This window comes from Lactobacillus sp. 3B(2020) (assembly GCF_013487845.1).
Classification (GTDB): Bacteria; Bacillota; Bacilli; order Lactobacillales; family Lactobacillaceae; genus Limosilactobacillus; species Limosilactobacillus alvi.
Map to the genome: position 1 here is coordinate 453,254 of NZ_CP047410.1, position 14,711 is coordinate 467,964.

Annotated in this window: 14 protein-coding genes; 11 read left to right on the top strand and 3 right to left on the bottom strand. The window is 43.8% G+C overall.

Annotation, left to right across the window (positions count from 1 at the left end; translation table 11 throughout):
• Positions 1-5 precede the first annotated feature (5 nt).
• Entirely contained in the window at positions 6-1,331 is a 1,326-nt protein-coding gene (locus tag GTO83_RS02145; RefSeq protein ID WP_180871507.1) for an NAD(P)/FAD-dependent oxidoreductase, read from the top strand.
• Here GTO83_RS02145 and GTO83_RS02150 read toward each other — a convergent pair.
• Both GTO83_RS02150 and clpP read right to left on the bottom strand, forming a co-directional pair.
• Positions 1,289-3,016 (bottom strand): IS1182 family transposase, encoded by a 1,728-nt coding sequence (locus tag GTO83_RS02150; protein WP_180871508.1) that lies wholly within the window; start codon positions 3,014-3,016, stop codon positions 1,289-1,291. The genes GTO83_RS02145 and GTO83_RS02150 overlap by 43 nt on opposite strands.
• A gap of 147 nt (positions 3,017-3,163) precedes the next feature.
• Positions 3,164-3,754 carry an ATP-dependent Clp endopeptidase proteolytic subunit ClpP gene (clpP, locus tag GTO83_RS02155; RefSeq protein ID WP_180871509.1) on the bottom strand — a complete coding sequence of 197 codons (591 nt, stop codon included), beginning with the start codon at positions 3,752-3,754 and terminating at the stop codon, positions 3,164-3,166.
• A gap of 352 nt (positions 3,755-4,106) precedes the next feature.
• On the opposite strand from clpP, the gene GTO83_RS02160 reads away from it, so the two are divergent.
• The 6 genes from GTO83_RS02160 (at position 4,107) to smpB (ending at position 11,065) form a co-directional block, all read left to right on the top strand.
• Complete coding sequence (locus GTO83_RS02160) at positions 4,107-5,465, top strand: glucose-6-phosphate isomerase (protein ID WP_180871510.1); 1,359 nt, start codon at positions 4,107-4,109, stop codon at positions 5,463-5,465.
• Between the two features lie 97 nt (positions 5,466-5,562).
• Positions 5,563-6,438, top strand: coding sequence for a fructokinase ScrK (gene scrK / locus GTO83_RS02165; protein WP_180871511.1), 876 nt, complete (start codon positions 5,563-5,565; stop codon positions 6,436-6,438).
• Between the two features lie 332 nt (positions 6,439-6,770).
• Positions 6,771-7,766: a LacI family DNA-binding transcriptional regulator gene (locus tag GTO83_RS02170; protein WP_180871512.1), complete on the top strand. Its 996-nt coding sequence runs from the start codon at positions 6,771-6,773 to the stop codon at positions 7,764-7,766.
• Between the two features lie 86 nt (positions 7,767-7,852).
• On the top strand, positions 7,853-8,083 hold the full coding sequence (secG, locus tag GTO83_RS02175) for a preprotein translocase subunit SecG (RefSeq protein ID WP_180871513.1): 231 nt from the start codon (positions 7,853-7,855) through the stop codon (positions 8,081-8,083).
• Between the two features lie 115 nt (positions 8,084-8,198).
• Complete coding sequence (rnr, locus tag GTO83_RS02180) at positions 8,199-10,565, top strand: ribonuclease R (protein WP_180871514.1); 2,367 nt, start codon at positions 8,199-8,201, stop codon at positions 10,563-10,565.
• Between the two features lie 26 nt (positions 10,566-10,591).
• Complete coding sequence (gene smpB / locus GTO83_RS02185; protein ID WP_180871515.1) at positions 10,592-11,065, top strand: SsrA-binding protein SmpB; 474 nt, start codon at positions 10,592-10,594, stop codon at positions 11,063-11,065.
• 116 nt (positions 11,066-11,181) lie between these two features.
• Here smpB and GTO83_RS02190 read toward each other — a convergent pair whose 3' ends face one another.
• On the bottom strand, positions 11,182-11,754 hold the full coding sequence (locus GTO83_RS02190; protein ID WP_180871516.1) for an LURP-one-related/scramblase family protein: 573 nt from the start codon (positions 11,752-11,754) through the stop codon (positions 11,182-11,184).
• Between the two features lie 135 nt (positions 11,755-11,889).
• Between GTO83_RS02190 and GTO83_RS02195 the strand changes: the two genes are divergently transcribed.
• Genes GTO83_RS02195 through GTO83_RS02210 form a run of 4 tightly spaced genes read left to right on the top strand, consistent with a single transcriptional unit; the run spans position 11,890 to position 14,536 of the window.
• Positions 11,890-12,579, top strand: coding sequence for a uracil-DNA glycosylase (locus GTO83_RS02195; RefSeq protein WP_180871517.1), 690 nt, complete (start codon positions 11,890-11,892; stop codon positions 12,577-12,579).
• A 17-nt stretch (positions 12,580-12,596) separates the two neighbouring features.
• Positions 12,597-13,571, top strand: a complete 975-nt coding sequence (gene pta / locus GTO83_RS02200) for a phosphate acetyltransferase (protein ID WP_180871518.1) — start codon at positions 12,597-12,599, stop codon at positions 13,569-13,571.
• A 7-nt stretch (positions 13,572-13,578) separates the two neighbouring features.
• Positions 13,579-14,046 carry a tRNA (adenosine(37)-N6)-threonylcarbamoyltransferase complex ATPase subunit type 1 TsaE gene (tsaE, locus tag GTO83_RS02205; RefSeq protein ID WP_180871519.1) on the top strand — a complete coding sequence of 156 codons (468 nt, stop codon included), beginning with the start codon at positions 13,579-13,581 and terminating at the stop codon, positions 14,044-14,046.
• Positions 14,033-14,536 carry a GNAT family N-acetyltransferase gene (locus GTO83_RS02210; RefSeq protein ID WP_180871520.1) on the top strand — a complete coding sequence of 168 codons (504 nt, stop codon included), beginning with the start codon at positions 14,033-14,035 and terminating at the stop codon, positions 14,534-14,536. The genes tsaE and GTO83_RS02210 overlap by 14 nt, the downstream gene beginning before the upstream one ends.
• Positions 14,537-14,711: the final 175 nt, after the last annotated feature.

A 14,711-nucleotide genomic window follows, 5' to 3' on the forward strand; every position in this document is an offset into this window, starting at 1 on the left:
TTAAGATGATACGTTATGACGAAATTTTGATTGGTTCGGGGCCGGCTGCCTACAAACTATCCAATTTGCTAGCTAAGACTGACCACCGGGTGTTGGTAATTGAAGGAAATCAATTTGGGGGAACTTGTCCGAATTATGGTTGTGAACCGAAAATTTTCTTAGCGGGAGCCGCTCGAGCGGTTATCCAATCACAACAATTAGTAGGTCGGGGGATTAGCCACCCTGCAGTTCTTGACTGGCATCAGTTAATGCAAACCAAACTTCATCGTTTTAATTCCTGGCCAGCTGAAACCAAGGCAAACATTGAACGAACCCATGACACAATAAGTGGGTATGCCAGTTTGGTGGACAAACACATAGTAAGGGTAAACGGCGTTAACTATGAGGGCGAGCGCATTATTATTGCCACTGGACAAAGTCCCGTTGTCTTGCCAATTATTGGTAACGAATACTTGCACACTAGTACTGAGGTCCTCTCGTTAAAGGACTTACCATCCCGAATTATCATTATTGGTGGGGGAATTGTTGCCATGGAATTAGCCACCTTAGTTGCCGCTGCTGGGGCTAAAGTTACGATGTTGATTCATTCTAATCGGATACTAAGAGCTTTCCCTAGTCAAGATGTCCAGAAAGTAGTTGCCGCAATGGAAGCACGGGGGATTCGTTTCGAATATAACGTGACGCCGGAAGCAATCGAAACGGCTGACGGGGGTTTCATTGTCCAAACTGATCATGGCTCTTTCCCTACTGATTATGTAATTGGCGCAACTGGCCGACGACCTAATCTTGATCGCTTACACTTGGAACGGGTTGGAATTAAAATTGATCACCAAGGGATTATCGTTGACGAACATCTAATGACTAATATCCCTGGAATCTATGCAGTAGGGGATGTTGTATCGAGGTCGGAGCCCAAATTAACGCCGGTTGCGGAATTTGAAGGGCAATATCTCTTTGACTACTTGATGGGACAAGAAAAAGCACCAATTAAATACCCGGTAATTGGGCAAGCAACCTTTAGCTTTCCAGAGGTTGCTTTAGCTGGCGTTAATCCAGACCAGGTAATTGAAGATTCCGCCTATCAAATTCACCACCAATCCTTGAAATACGGAAGCTTGAAGGCAGGAGAAAATGATCAAACCAGTGAATTAACTCTTGTTTATCATGACGATCACTTAGTTGGCGTCAGTGCAGTTGGTGATCATGCTGCTGATGAAGTAAACTACTTAATCCCAATGATTGGCCTTAAGATAAGTCGCAAGCAGTATCAACAAGTTGCGATTGGGATTTACCCAGCGTTAGGTGATAACGTTGGCAATTGGTTGAAATGAGGCTGGGAATTAACTATTAATTTTTGCCCCTCTAACATTAAAATCCGGACTATAATTTTTGCCTTGATCAAAAATTGTAGTCCGGATTTTCGATTATTTATGAAATTGGCCCTCCATCGGTTAATTAATTGTCCCAATTTCGTTATGTTTAATGTCATCAGGGCCAGGCCAATGTCATTTTCCACAGCCCGTTGACCACGCAAGTGAGTTCGGCGTATGCCAAAATCCCTCTTCATGTGACCAAAGACTGGCTCAACGTCGAACTTCCGTCGACGATAAATCGCCTTACCTTCGTCACTTGAGAGGGTCGCTTTCACTTTTGCTTTGTAATAATTCCAGGTCGGGTTAACCTTCATATAACGTTGCCGACCACCTGGTGTTTTCGTTAATTTATCCAATTGCGCTGACGGCTGGTGCTTATCTGCCCGATAGATTTTAAAATCACGTTTGAAACCATATTTATCGATTTGCTCACTATACCGATAAAAGCTAAAACGAACCCCTAAATGATCAATATAGTAATCATCTTCGGCGTTATACTGCCAATTTTGTGAGTTAGTTGGGTCGTTTTTAAACTTGCGCTTCTGTTCCTTTTGATAAGTTGTATAGGGAATAATAGGTTGCTTTTCAAACTGATCAAGAATCGTTGTGTAATTGTATTCACTACCATAACCTGCATCAGCGACGATATGTTTAAAGAAGCCTAAGGCATGAAATTGCTTAAGAAATGGCACTAAAGTCCTTGTATCAGTTGGGTTTGAAAATAATCCGTAATCAAGAACAAATTGCTTATGAGTGGCAATTTGTAAGTTATAGCCAGGTTTCAATTCCCGATTCATCATCGGATCTTCTTTCATACACATAAAAGTCGCATCATGATCAGTCTTGGAGTAGCTATTGCGACCTTGGAAGATATCTTCGGCATGTTCATACTTTTGGGCACGAGGAATTAAGTCGTTGCTTAGCTGGTGGCGAAGTTTTTTTAGGAAACGACGACGCCGTTTCCTAACTGAACCACCTTTGATGATTTTGGGTTCTTGCTCAATCTCTTCATCTAATTTAGTGATTTGCTCTCCGAGTTCTTGTTCCATTGTTTTCATGCCTTCGGCAGAAGTGACCAGCTCTGGCGCCATTTCTTGCACCACTCGTTTTTCCACTAATTCCTCATAAATCTTACTTGTCTTTTCCCTTAACTTAGCGTGGTACTTTTCCACTGCACGACGCCAAGTAAATGAATATTTATTGGCATCAGCTTCGACCTTGGTTCCATCAATAAAAACTGCATCATTTTGAATTAGGCCGTGATCTGTTAAAGCCATGGTAAAGTAGACAAAAGCACGCTTGATCAGATTACTAGCGTGCTGACTGCTCCGAAAGTTATTGATGGTGTGGTAACTATAAGTATAGTCATGGGCTAACCAACGCATTGGTAGACTCTCATCCAACATCATTTCAATCTTTCTTCCAGAATAGGTTTGACGCGAGTAGGCAAACAAGAGGATCTTAAGCATAATTGCTGGATGCGATGCAGGGCGGCCAGTAGCCGCCACCGACTCTTCCAATAGAACCTCCTGTGGAATTGAGTCGACAAATGCACTAATTAGTCGCGCAATATGGTTCTTTGGTAAATCATAGTTATAGTTTAGTACGAATTCGGTTTGCCCTATGGTATAATTTTGATACATGGAAATCGCTCCTTTTTGTTTGTTTTCGTGATAATTACATCATATCAGGAGCAACTTCCTGTGTACATAAAAACCGGATGATGAATTGTTTAAGAAATTCATCATCCGGTTTTTACTTTGGACTAGGAGTTTTTTCCCAGCCTCATTCTACTTGAGTTGACTGTTGTCCATGATACCGTCAAGCAAACCGTAATCAACGGCTTCTTGAGCGGTCATGTAATTGTCACGTTCAGTATCTTGTTGAACCTTTTCAAAACTTTGACCAGAATTCTTAGCCAAAATTTCGTTAATCATCTTCCGGGTCTTCAAGATTTCTTCAGCGGCAATTTGGATTTCAGTTTGTTGTCCTTGAGCACCACCAGAAGGTTGGTGAATCATCACTGTTGAGTGTGGTAAACCAAACCGCTTACCCTTCGCTCCAGATGATACGAGGACACTAGCCATTGAGGCGGCCATCCCGATCACGATCGTTTGAACATCAGACTTGATGAAGTTCATCGTGTCGTAAATTGCCATCCCAGAGGTAACTACACCACCAGGAGAATTAATGTACATGTAAATATCTTTGGTTGAGTCTTGCGCGTCTAAGAATAGTAATTGCGCAACAATTGAGTTTGCCATGTTGTCTTCAATTGGACCAGAGACCATAATGATCCGATCCTTAAGAAGCCGTGAGTAAATGTCATAAGCACGTTCCCCACGTGAGGATTGTTCAATGACAGTCGGTACTAAGTTCATACCATGTGCCTCCTTAATTAGCAGTAGTTAGCAAGCTTTGCTAACTGATATGAACAGTTTACTCTATAGGTCAAAAAAGGTCAAATAATTTATTCACTTTTTCTTTTTAGCGAAAAATCCAATTTTGATAAACTTTCAAAATTTACTATTTCAACCGGTTGACATAAAGCGGAAAGTGGGATATATTATAGTCGTTGATGAAGGAAACCGCTTACAATTATTTTCAAAGAAGTGGTTTGCCGAGACTATTCGGTAGGATGCTTGGATTTGACTGTTGAAAACGAGTTCACAAACGCCTATCATCTTTACTAGATAGTTAAAAATGATTTTGTAGAAGAAAGAGGTTTTATTAATGGCTCACGTATCATTTGACAGTTCTGCGTTAAAGAAATTCGTCCAACCCAACGAATTAGGTGAAATGCAAGCCATGGTAAACGCTGCTGACGAGCAACTTCGTCAAGGCACGGGTGCCGGTGCTGACTTCCGTGACTGGTTGCACTTACCAACGGATTATGATAAGGAAGAATTTGACCGGATCAAGGCCGCTGCCAAGAAGATCCAATCTGATTCTGATGTTTTAGTTGTTATCGGGATCGGGGGCTCATACTTAGGAGCTCGGATGGCCATTGACTTCTTACACAAGAGCTTCTACCAAGCGGAAACAGCAGAAGATCGGAAGGCCCCATTGGTTCTATTTGCTGGGAACTCCCTTTCCAGTTCTTACGTTTACGATTTGATCAAGTTGATTGGCGACCGGGACTTCTCAGTTAACGTTATTTCTAAGTCCGGAACGACAACGGAACCTTCAATTGCTTTCCGGATCTTTAAGGAATTATTGATCAAGAAGTATGGTGAAGCCGAAGCTAACAAGCGGATTTACGCTACAACTGACCGGAAGCGGGGTGCCTTGAAGACGGAAGCGGACGCTGCTGGTTGGGAGACCTTTGTTATTCCGGACGGTGTTGGTGGTCGTTACTCTGTTTTAACGGCCGTTGGACTTTTGCCAATCGCGGCTTCTGGAGCAGATATTGACCAATTGATGGCTGGAGCTAAGGCAGCTGAAGACACATACACAGATGCTGATTTAACGAAGAATGAAGCTTACCAATACGCTGCTTATCGTAACATCCTTTACCGGAAGGGTTACACCACTGAATTGTTGGAAAACTACGAACCAAACATGACGATGTTTGCAGAATGGTGGAAGCAATTAGCTGGTGAATCCGAAGGGAAGGACCAAAAGGGGATTTATCCATCAAGCGCTAACTTTACGACGGACCTCCACTCCTTGGGTCAATACATCCAAGAAGGTCGGCGGAATCTGATGGAAACGGTTGTTAAGTTAGATACGCCAAACCATGATATGACAATTCCAACGGCTGACTCCAACCTTGATGGTCTTGAATATCTGCAAGGTAAGAACATGGACTGGGTTAACACGAAGGCTTATGAAGCCGTTGTTGCCGCTCACACGACTGGTGGTGTTCCAGTAATGACGGTTCACATTGATAAGGAAGATGCCTTTACGTTAGGTTACTTAATTTACTGGTTTGAAGTTGCCATTGCTATTTCTGGTTACTTGAACGGGATTAACCCATTCAACCAACCAGGAGTTGAAGCTTACAAGACCAACATGTTTGGTTTGCTTGGAAAGCCTGGTTTTGAAGAAGTCGGCGATCGGCTTCGCAAGGAAATGGCTGAAAATAAATAGTTAAGTTTGAGGATTAACCGCCTGGTTGCGGCCGGGCGGTTAAATTTCAAGGACTATGTTAAGCGGTTACAATATGCATTAAAAAGGAGCGATAGACATGTTATTAGGTAGTGTTGAAGCAGGTGGAACGAAGTTTGTATGTGCGGTAGGTAACGAAGATTATCGGATTATGGATAGTGTTCATTTTCCAACTACGACGCCAGAAGAAACCTTGCAAAGGACAATTGATTACTTTAAGAAGTTCCCAGATTTAAAGGCAATTTCGGTGGCTTCCTTTGGACCAATTGAAATCCGTCATAATTCACCAAAGTATGGTTACATCACGAACACCCCGAAGCCGGGTTGGTCAAATGTTGACTTTGTTGGAACATTAAAGAAGGAATTCAACTTACCAATTTACTGGACCACTGATGTCAATGGTTCTGCATTTGGGGAATATGTTTTATCAACCCTCTTTAACCAAAAGTTGCAGTCCCTGGTTTACTACACGATCGGAACTGGGGTTGGTGCTGGTGCGGTCATTGATGGTAAGTTTGTTGGTGATATGGGCCACACTGAAATGGGGCACATTCGGCTTAAGCGCCACCCAGATGACCTTGACTTTAAAGGGATTTGCCCATTCCACGGTGACTGCCTCGAAGGATTAGTTTCAGGCCCAACCTTTGAAGCGCGGACTGGTAAGAAGGGGCAAGATGTGCCTTTGACGGATCATGTTTGGGATATTATGGCTTACTATGTCGCCCAAGCTGCGCTCGACACAACCTTGATGTTCCGGCCAGCCAAGATTATTTTTGGTGGTGGGGTTGTTAGTGAAGAATTCTTGAAGAAGGTTCGGGCCCAATTTAAGGAACTCTTGAACGGCTACGTTGAAGTTGGCGACCTTGACAAGTACATCGTAATGCCATTGGCTAAGAATAATGGTTCCGCTACGGTTGGTAACTTTGCTTTGGCTTTGAGAGCATATGAAAATTAAGGTGCTTTTCGAGGAAATCTGTGATAAATAAGCAAAAAGTACTGTTTAGCTGGACTAAAAGTTCTCCGCTTAGCTAGAGTGCAGATTCCTAGAAGTAGAACTTGATTATATTGGGTATTGCTTAGGACGGTGGGACTAGCAAGCGAGGTTCAATGTTTAGTCCATATCTTACGTAATCAATTAAATTTAAAAGCCATCTTGATGATTAGCAATGTGGGCTGCTTCTCATGCAAGGTGGCTTTTCTAGTGTTCACACGAGCTAAAATGTTTCATCTCGCCCCTTATTGAGCATGGTATAATGGAATTAATTATTTTAGTAAGGGAAGAAGCCCATGAAGAAGTTGAAACTGGAAGATGTGGCGGAGCGTGCCGGTGTCTCCAAAACCACCGTATCTCGGGTGATTAATCGCCGGGGTTCCTTAAGTGAAAAAACAATCCAAAAAGTCGAACAAGCCATGGCGGATTTGAATTATCATCCGAATGTGATTGCCCAACAATTGCATACCCAAGAAACAAAATTAATTGGAATTTTAGTTCCGACAGTTGCTAATCCATTTTTTGGCGAGCTAACGATGTACTTGGAAGATGCATTGTTCCAACGTGGTTATAAGGTTTTAATCAGTGATGCCTTAGATAACTCAACCAAAGAAGAACGTTATCTTCAACAGTTAATGGGTCATCAAGTCGACGGCCTAATTATTGCCACCCATAATAACGACCTTCAAGAATACCAGCATGCCAATTTACCGGTGGTTGCCTTAGACCGCTTTTTACGGAATGATATCCCAGTGGTAGCGTCAGATAATTACGCTGGAGCCCGGTTGGCAACGGAAGCTTTGATTGCGCGGGGATGTCAACACATTGTGCATACTTATCGTGTTAATCCTTCTAAGTGGCATGACAATCAGCGGGAGCGGGCCTTTGAAGACACTATGAAGGAAAAGGGTTTAGTTAGTTATACCTACACCGTTAAAAATAACGAAACCGTGGCGGATCGAAATCAACTTTTTAACCGCTTGTTTGACGAGCATCCCAACGTTGATGGAATTTTTGCTAGTAACGACTTAGATGCGGCGCGGATTTTAAGCATTGCTCGCCAACGGGGTTACCAAGTGCCAGCTCAACTTCAAATCGTTGGTTATGACGGTGCTCAGGCAACCCAAGAATTGGTTCCTGAATTAGCAACCATTGTTCAGCCAATTAAACAGATGGCGACCTATGCGGTTCAATTGTTAGCTGACCGAATTAATGGTAAATTTACCCCATCTACAACGGTTCTACCCGTTAGTCTAAAAACGGGAACGACCCTTAAAGCGATCGCTAAATAAAGATTTCAGGGATCTAAGTAGGCAAATCTGTTGAAATATGTTATGATCATAAAGATATGTTGTGGTTGAAAATAGGAGGAATAACAATGTTAATAACCCTCTTCTTGATCGACTGCGTTGTCTTAATTGCCTGCGTAATGATGCAGCCAGCGAAAACTGATAACGATGCAATGTCTGCATTGACTGGTGGTTCAGGAGATTTATTCTCCCGGCGGAAATCCCGGGGCTTTGAAGCTGTCATGCAGATTGTTACAACCATCGTTGGGGCGATCTTCTTTATTTTGGCTTTGGCGATCATTTACACCACGTCACATTAGACGACCGCGGCGAACAAAAAGTAATACTGATTGAAGAGGCTGTGGCAGGTGCCATGGCCTTTTATTTTGCAATTTAGCTTTCTCCAGCACATGAAATAATTGAGAGGAATACTTAATGACAGAATTAAAGGAACAAATTTTAAAGGTCTTGGGGACTAATCCCACGATTAGTTTGTCAGCCGAAAAAATCGGCCGCCTAATTAAAAAGGAAACGGCCGATGATTTTAAGCCCTTAATCCAAGCCTTAGCCCAAATGGAACGGGAAAATTTGGTTGAAGTAACTGACCAGGGGGAATTTAAGCTCGTCCCCCAACAACAAGAAATTGTTGGGGTTTTCCACGGAAATGCTAAGGGCTTTGGCTTCGTTGCTTATGATGAAACCCTCCCTGATGTTTACGTTAACCCTGACCATACCGCCCATGCTCTAACGGGGGATGAGGTCAAAGTAAAGATTCTGCGAGCCGGTGATCCAACAAAGGAACAAGGCCCAGAAGGTGAAGTTACGGAGATCTTAGAACATCACTATGAACACGTTGTTGGTGAGTTTAAGAACCTGACGATGGGTAACTTTATCGGAGAAATTATCTTAAAAGATAAGAAATTGGCTAACTTCCGTTTCTTTGTGACGGACCAAGGCCTGCATCCGCAAGATAATGAAGTCGTAACCGCTACGATTACCGCCTATCCGAGTGATGAATCTCCAGAAATTTTGACGGGAGCGGTCACCGAAGTGATTGGGGATAAGGATGAACCGGGAATTGATATTTTATCAGTCATCTATGCCCATGATGTTCCGCACGAGTTTCCAAAGGAAGCCCTTGATCAAGCTAATGCCATTCCATTGCACGTTTTACCTGAAGAAAAGGTGGGGCGTCGGGATCTAACTGATCAACCATTAGTTACGATCGACAGTATTGAATCGAAAGACTTGGACGATGCCGTCGTGGCTTGGAAATTAGACAATGGTAACTACCATCTTGGGGTTCACATCGCTGATGTTTCCCACTACGTTAAGCCGGGTACGCCATTGGATCAAGAAGCTTACCGTCGGGGGACTTCGGTTTACTTAACGGACCGGGTAGTTCCGATGTTGCCAAAACGGTTATCAAACGGGATTTGTTCTTTAAACCCGAATGAAGAACGGTTGGCGATGTCTTGTGAAATGGAAATTGATCCCCAAGGGAACATCGTTAAGGAAGATATCTTTCCATCCGTCATTCGTTCGCACGCGCGGATGACTTACAAGGCCGTTAATAAGATTCTGGAAGCGCATGATGAAAAGACGCGCCAAGAATACCGGGAATTAGTGCCAATGTTTGAAACAATGGCCGAACTTCACCGGATCTTACTTAAGCACCGTCATCAACGAGGAGCCATTGATTTTGAAGCCCCAGAAGCTAAAATTATCGTGGATGATCTTGGCCACCCAATCGATATTGAGTTGCGGGACCGGGGCCTATCAGAACGGATGATTGAATCCTTTATGTTAGCTGCTAATGAAACGGTGGCAGAACACTACTTTAAACTCCACGTGCCATTTCTTTACCGGATCCATGAAACTCCCGATGCGGACCGGATTAAGAACTTTGCGGAATTTCTCTCAGTCTTTGGGATTCAAATGAAGGGGAGTTTGAACGACGTTTCGCCAAAGATGCTACAAAAGGTTTTGAAGGACGTTGCTGGCACACCAGAAGAACAAATGGTCCAAGTAATGATGTTGCGGAGTATGCAACAAGCTAAGTATTCTGATGAAGAGCGCGGTCACTTTGGTCTAGGGGCAAAGTACTACACCCACTTTACTTCCCCAATTCGGCGGTACCCAGATACGACGGTCCATCGTTTAATTCGCTGGTATGCTGAAAATGGAACGGGAGCTGAAGCTAAGGCTAAGTATGATGGAGTTTTAAAAGAAGTTGCTGAGCATACTTCGATGACCGAACGGCGGGGGATTGATACCGAGCGGGACGTTGATAGTATGAAGAAGGCTGAATACATGGAAGACCACATTGGAGAAACCTTCGATGCTGTAGTATCTTCTGTTATGAAGTTTGGCCTCTTTGTGGCGCTTGAAAATACGGTTGAAGGCTTGATTCATATTAGTGTCATGCAAGATGACTTCTATGAATATCTTGAAAAATACATGGCCTTAGTTGGCCGGCGCAATCATTATATCTTCCAAATTGGGCAACCGGTTAAGGTAAAGTTACTTCGGGTTGATAAGGATCAACGAGAAGTCGACTTTGAATTGGTTAATCCTGGAGATGCACCAATAACGAAACTCCGAGCGCCACGTCAAGATGATCGTCGGGGTGGTCGCGGCCGTGGTAGCCGAAATAATGGTCACCGTCACAACCGGGATGACCACCGGAATTCAGATCGCCGGCGGGACAATGGCGACCGGAATAGCTACCAGATTAATCGGGGTCAGACCCGGCATAAGGGTGATCGGGAACCATTCCAACGACGCCGGCGTCACCGCTAAAATGACAAAAGAAAAGAGGGTTTTAAATGGCAAAGAAAAAGAAACCAGCTTTGGATGCCAATTTAGTGGCCCAAAATAAAAAAGCCCGCCACGACTATGCGGTTACGGATACCTATGAAGCCGGGTTAGTTTTAACCGGAACCGAAATTAAATCCGTTCGGGAGCGACGAGTTCAGTTAAAAGATGGCTATGCCCAGTTTCATAATGGTGAGTTATGGTTGATGAATGTCCATATTACTGAGTACAGTAATGGGAACGTCTTTAATCATGATCCCCTCCGCAATCGGAAGTTACTCCTGCATAAAAAAGAATTGAAAAAATTAAGGGAAGCCCTCTCAATGAAAGGGATCACCATTGTGCCACTTAAAATGTACTTAAAGCACGGTTTTGCTAAGGTCTTAATTGGAGTAGCCAAAGGGAAGCACGAGTACGATAAGCGTAATGACATTAAACGGCGGGAACAAGAACGCCAAATCGAACGGGTAATGAAGCATTATTAAGCAAGTAGTCAAGCGAAAACCGCTTCGGTCTAGTTAGATAAATTTTAAGTTACGTAAAAAAGGGGTCACCAATAAAGGTTAAGTATTACATTCTAAACCTTTGTTGGTGACCCTAATTACTTATTCATAATTTTATTACTAATGTTAATTGGTGCTTCCAAACCTAAGTTGGGTTGTGAAATTGATTTGAACTTAAACCGGTCCCAGATTGGTTTCGGATCAGGCCGCTTTGCCCAGTGGTTTAAGACACAAGCTACAAGGATGGCGAGGGGTTCTTCACTTTTGACGCCAATGGTGATCGCAAGGTAGGAAGCACCCGAGTTTTTAGCGGGCTCCATGGCAAAGATCTGGCGACTCCCTTTGAAGACCCGGTAGTGGTTAGTTAGCGCATTACCAACGATCACCCAGTTGAGACCCCGGATATAGACGACTTCTCGGACAAAGCCAAGCGACTTGCCAACAACGCCGACTCGTTGCTGATCAACATAAAGAGCAAATTTGGGGAGGAGGCCGAGCGAAAGTTGCTTTACTTCAGCCAATAAATCACCGTGCATATTGTAAAGCGAAAGGGTGTCTTGCCGAATTCCCCACTTACCGGCTAACAGATAAATCGCATTATGATTAGCATCATGAACAACAGTTGCCGGTTGTCGATCGGTAGTACGATCGCGCATATACAGGGTTCGCACAGGTAACTCCTCCCTTTCGAATATTCATCTTCATTTTATCAGTGAATTGAGAATTTGAACAGGATTGATAGCGATTTCATATTTTCTCCCGCCTGGTTACAAAATATGCTAAAATTAAAAACGAGGTGCATGATTTTGAAGCAATTAATTCATAACGATTGGTGGCCAATTCTAAAGCCCCAGTTTGAAGCGGATTATTATCAACAACTTCATAACTTTTTGTTAAATGAGTACCAGACGCAGACGGTTTATCCCGAAATGCATCATATTTTTACTGCCTTTGAATGGACACCCTATTCGAAAGTGAAAGTGGTGATTTTAGGGCAAGATCCGTACCATGGCCCTCACCAAGCACATGGTTTAAGTTTTTCAGTTTTGCCGGGCGTCGCAATCCCACCATCCTTACAAAATATTTATAAGGAACTGCAGGATGATCTTGGCTACCCGCCGGTAAAGCATGGCTATCTTAAAAAATGGGCGGAACAAGGAGTTTTACTTTTGAATTCGGTCTTAACTGTTCGGGCTGGGCAAGCCTATTCTCACCAAGGACATGGTTGGGAAAAATTAACGGATGCTGCCATTGTAGCGTTATCTGAACGGCCCCAACCAGTGGTCTTTATTTTGTGGGGCAAAGCGGCCCAAAAGAAGAAGCAATTGATTAATCTGGAAACGAATATTGTTTTGGGATCAGCCCATCCAAGTCCTCTATCAGCTTACCGGGGGTTCTTTGGTTCGCGACCATTTTCAAAAACGAACCAAGCGCTAGTAGCGATGGGGGAAACGCCGATTGATTGGCAATTACCAGCAACCGTTGATGGTGAATAAGAAAAGGAGTCTTCGAAATGGATATTTTTGGAAAGTTAGCTCAAGATTTAAAGGGTAAGAATCGCCGGATCGTATTCCCAGAAGGTAGCGACAAGCGAATTATGGGGGCTGCGGTACGTTTGAAGGCTGATGGCGTGGTTGACCCCGTTTTGCTTGGTTCAGAAGCAAAATTAAATCAAGTTGCTACGGACAATGGTTTTGATTTAAGTGGCATTGAAATTTTGGATCCAGCTACTTATCCCGCAAGTGACAAACAAGCAATGCATGCTTCCTTGCTTGAACGGCGGAAGGGCAAAAATACTCCAGAAGAAGTCGCTAAGATATTGGAAGATGTTTCCTATTTTGGGACCATGCTAGTTTACATGGGGAAAGTTGACGGAATGGTTTCTGGGGCAGTTCACTCAACTGGGGCAACGGTTCGGCCAGCATTGCAAATTGTTAAGACTAAGCCAGGTCAAAAGCGGATTTCTGGGGCCTTCATCATGCAAAAGGGTGAGGAACGTTACGTTTTCGCTGACTGTGCCATTAACATTGAATTAGATGCTGAAACGATGGCCGCGGTTGCCATGCAAAGTGCTGAAACGGCAAAGCTTTTTGGCATTGATCCAAAGGTTGCGATGCTTTCCTTCTCTACCAAGGGTTCCGCCAAGGGTGACATGGTTACCAAGGTAGCTGAAGCAACGAAGCTCGTTCATGAACAAGCTCCAGACTTAGCAGTTGACGGAGAACTCCAATTCGATGCAGCCTTTGTGCCAGAAGTTGGGGCTTTGAAGGCCCCAGGCTCCAAGGTGGCTGGGCATGCCAATGTCTTTGTCTTCCCAAGTCTTGAAGCTGGGAACATTGGTTACAAGATTGCTCAACGGTTTGGTGGTTTTGAAGCCGTTGGTCCAATCCTCCAAGGTTTGAACGCCCCAATTGCGGACCTTTCTCGGGGGACGAGTGAAGAAGACGTCTACAAGGTTGCTGTAATTACGGCGGCCCAAGTAAAGTAGGGTGACCATGGTGCAGGTTAATTTACCAAATCGTCAAGCTACCATTGAACTCGGCCAAAAATTAGCGCCCTTTCTGCAGGCGGGGGATGTCCTTGTTTTAAACGGGGACCTCGGAGCCGGTAAAACCACCTTTACTAAGGGATTGGCTACCGGTTTAGGGATTAACCAGATGATTAAGAGTCCGACCTTTACCATTATTCGAGAGTATCAGTCTGGTCGGCTACCCCTTTACCACATGGATATTTACCGTTTGGAAGCTGGCGGTGCTGAAGACCTTGGTTTGGAAGAATACTTTGATGGAGACGGAGTTAGCGTCGTTGAGTGGGCTCAATTTATTGAAGATGAGCTTCCAACGGACTACCTTTCCCTTAGCTTTACCCGAACTGACCAAGAAAATGAACGACAACTCAAGATTATCCCCCATGGGGAACACTTTGAAAAGGTAGTTGAGAAATGGCTCCATGACGACAAATGAAATCGAAATGCGTTTAGCTGAAAAAAACGATGCCAAAGGATTATTAGCCTTTTTGCGGCAAACAGCAACCGAAAGCCAGGCAATTTTACTTCCGGGATTAGATAAAATTACGGTTGAAGAAGAAGCGATTCGGCTTGCCTCCGTTGCTGATCGAAATGATTGCTTGATCTTATTAGCCTGGTTAGGTGAACAGATTGTTGGGGTACTAACGATTATGCATGTCGCTGATCAACCAGGGACTGGTGAGTTAGGTGTTGTCGTTGCAAAGGATTATTGGCACCAGGGGATTGGAAAGCTGTTAGTTGATGAAGGCCAGTATTGGTACGAAAATTACAGTACCCTTGATGAACTAATGTTAACTGTCTTTACCACAAACCGGTGGGCAATTAAGCTCTACCAGGATTTGGGATTTAAAACAACGGGTCAACTAAACGAACCAATGGCAAATGGTGAATTGGCTGCTGCTTATCGGATGGTTTACAAGAAGTAGCTATAGAAGACAAGAAGCGAGAGGGTGGGAAGAAACACAAGTTTCTTCCCACCCTCGCTTTCATCTCCGAATGTTACTCAGTAACTAAGGTCAAAAAGCACGGCCTTAGCGGATAAGTGCGAACGAAGGGCCGATTCTAATGAATCAACCTTCGTCCTTCTTATCCCAACCAGGC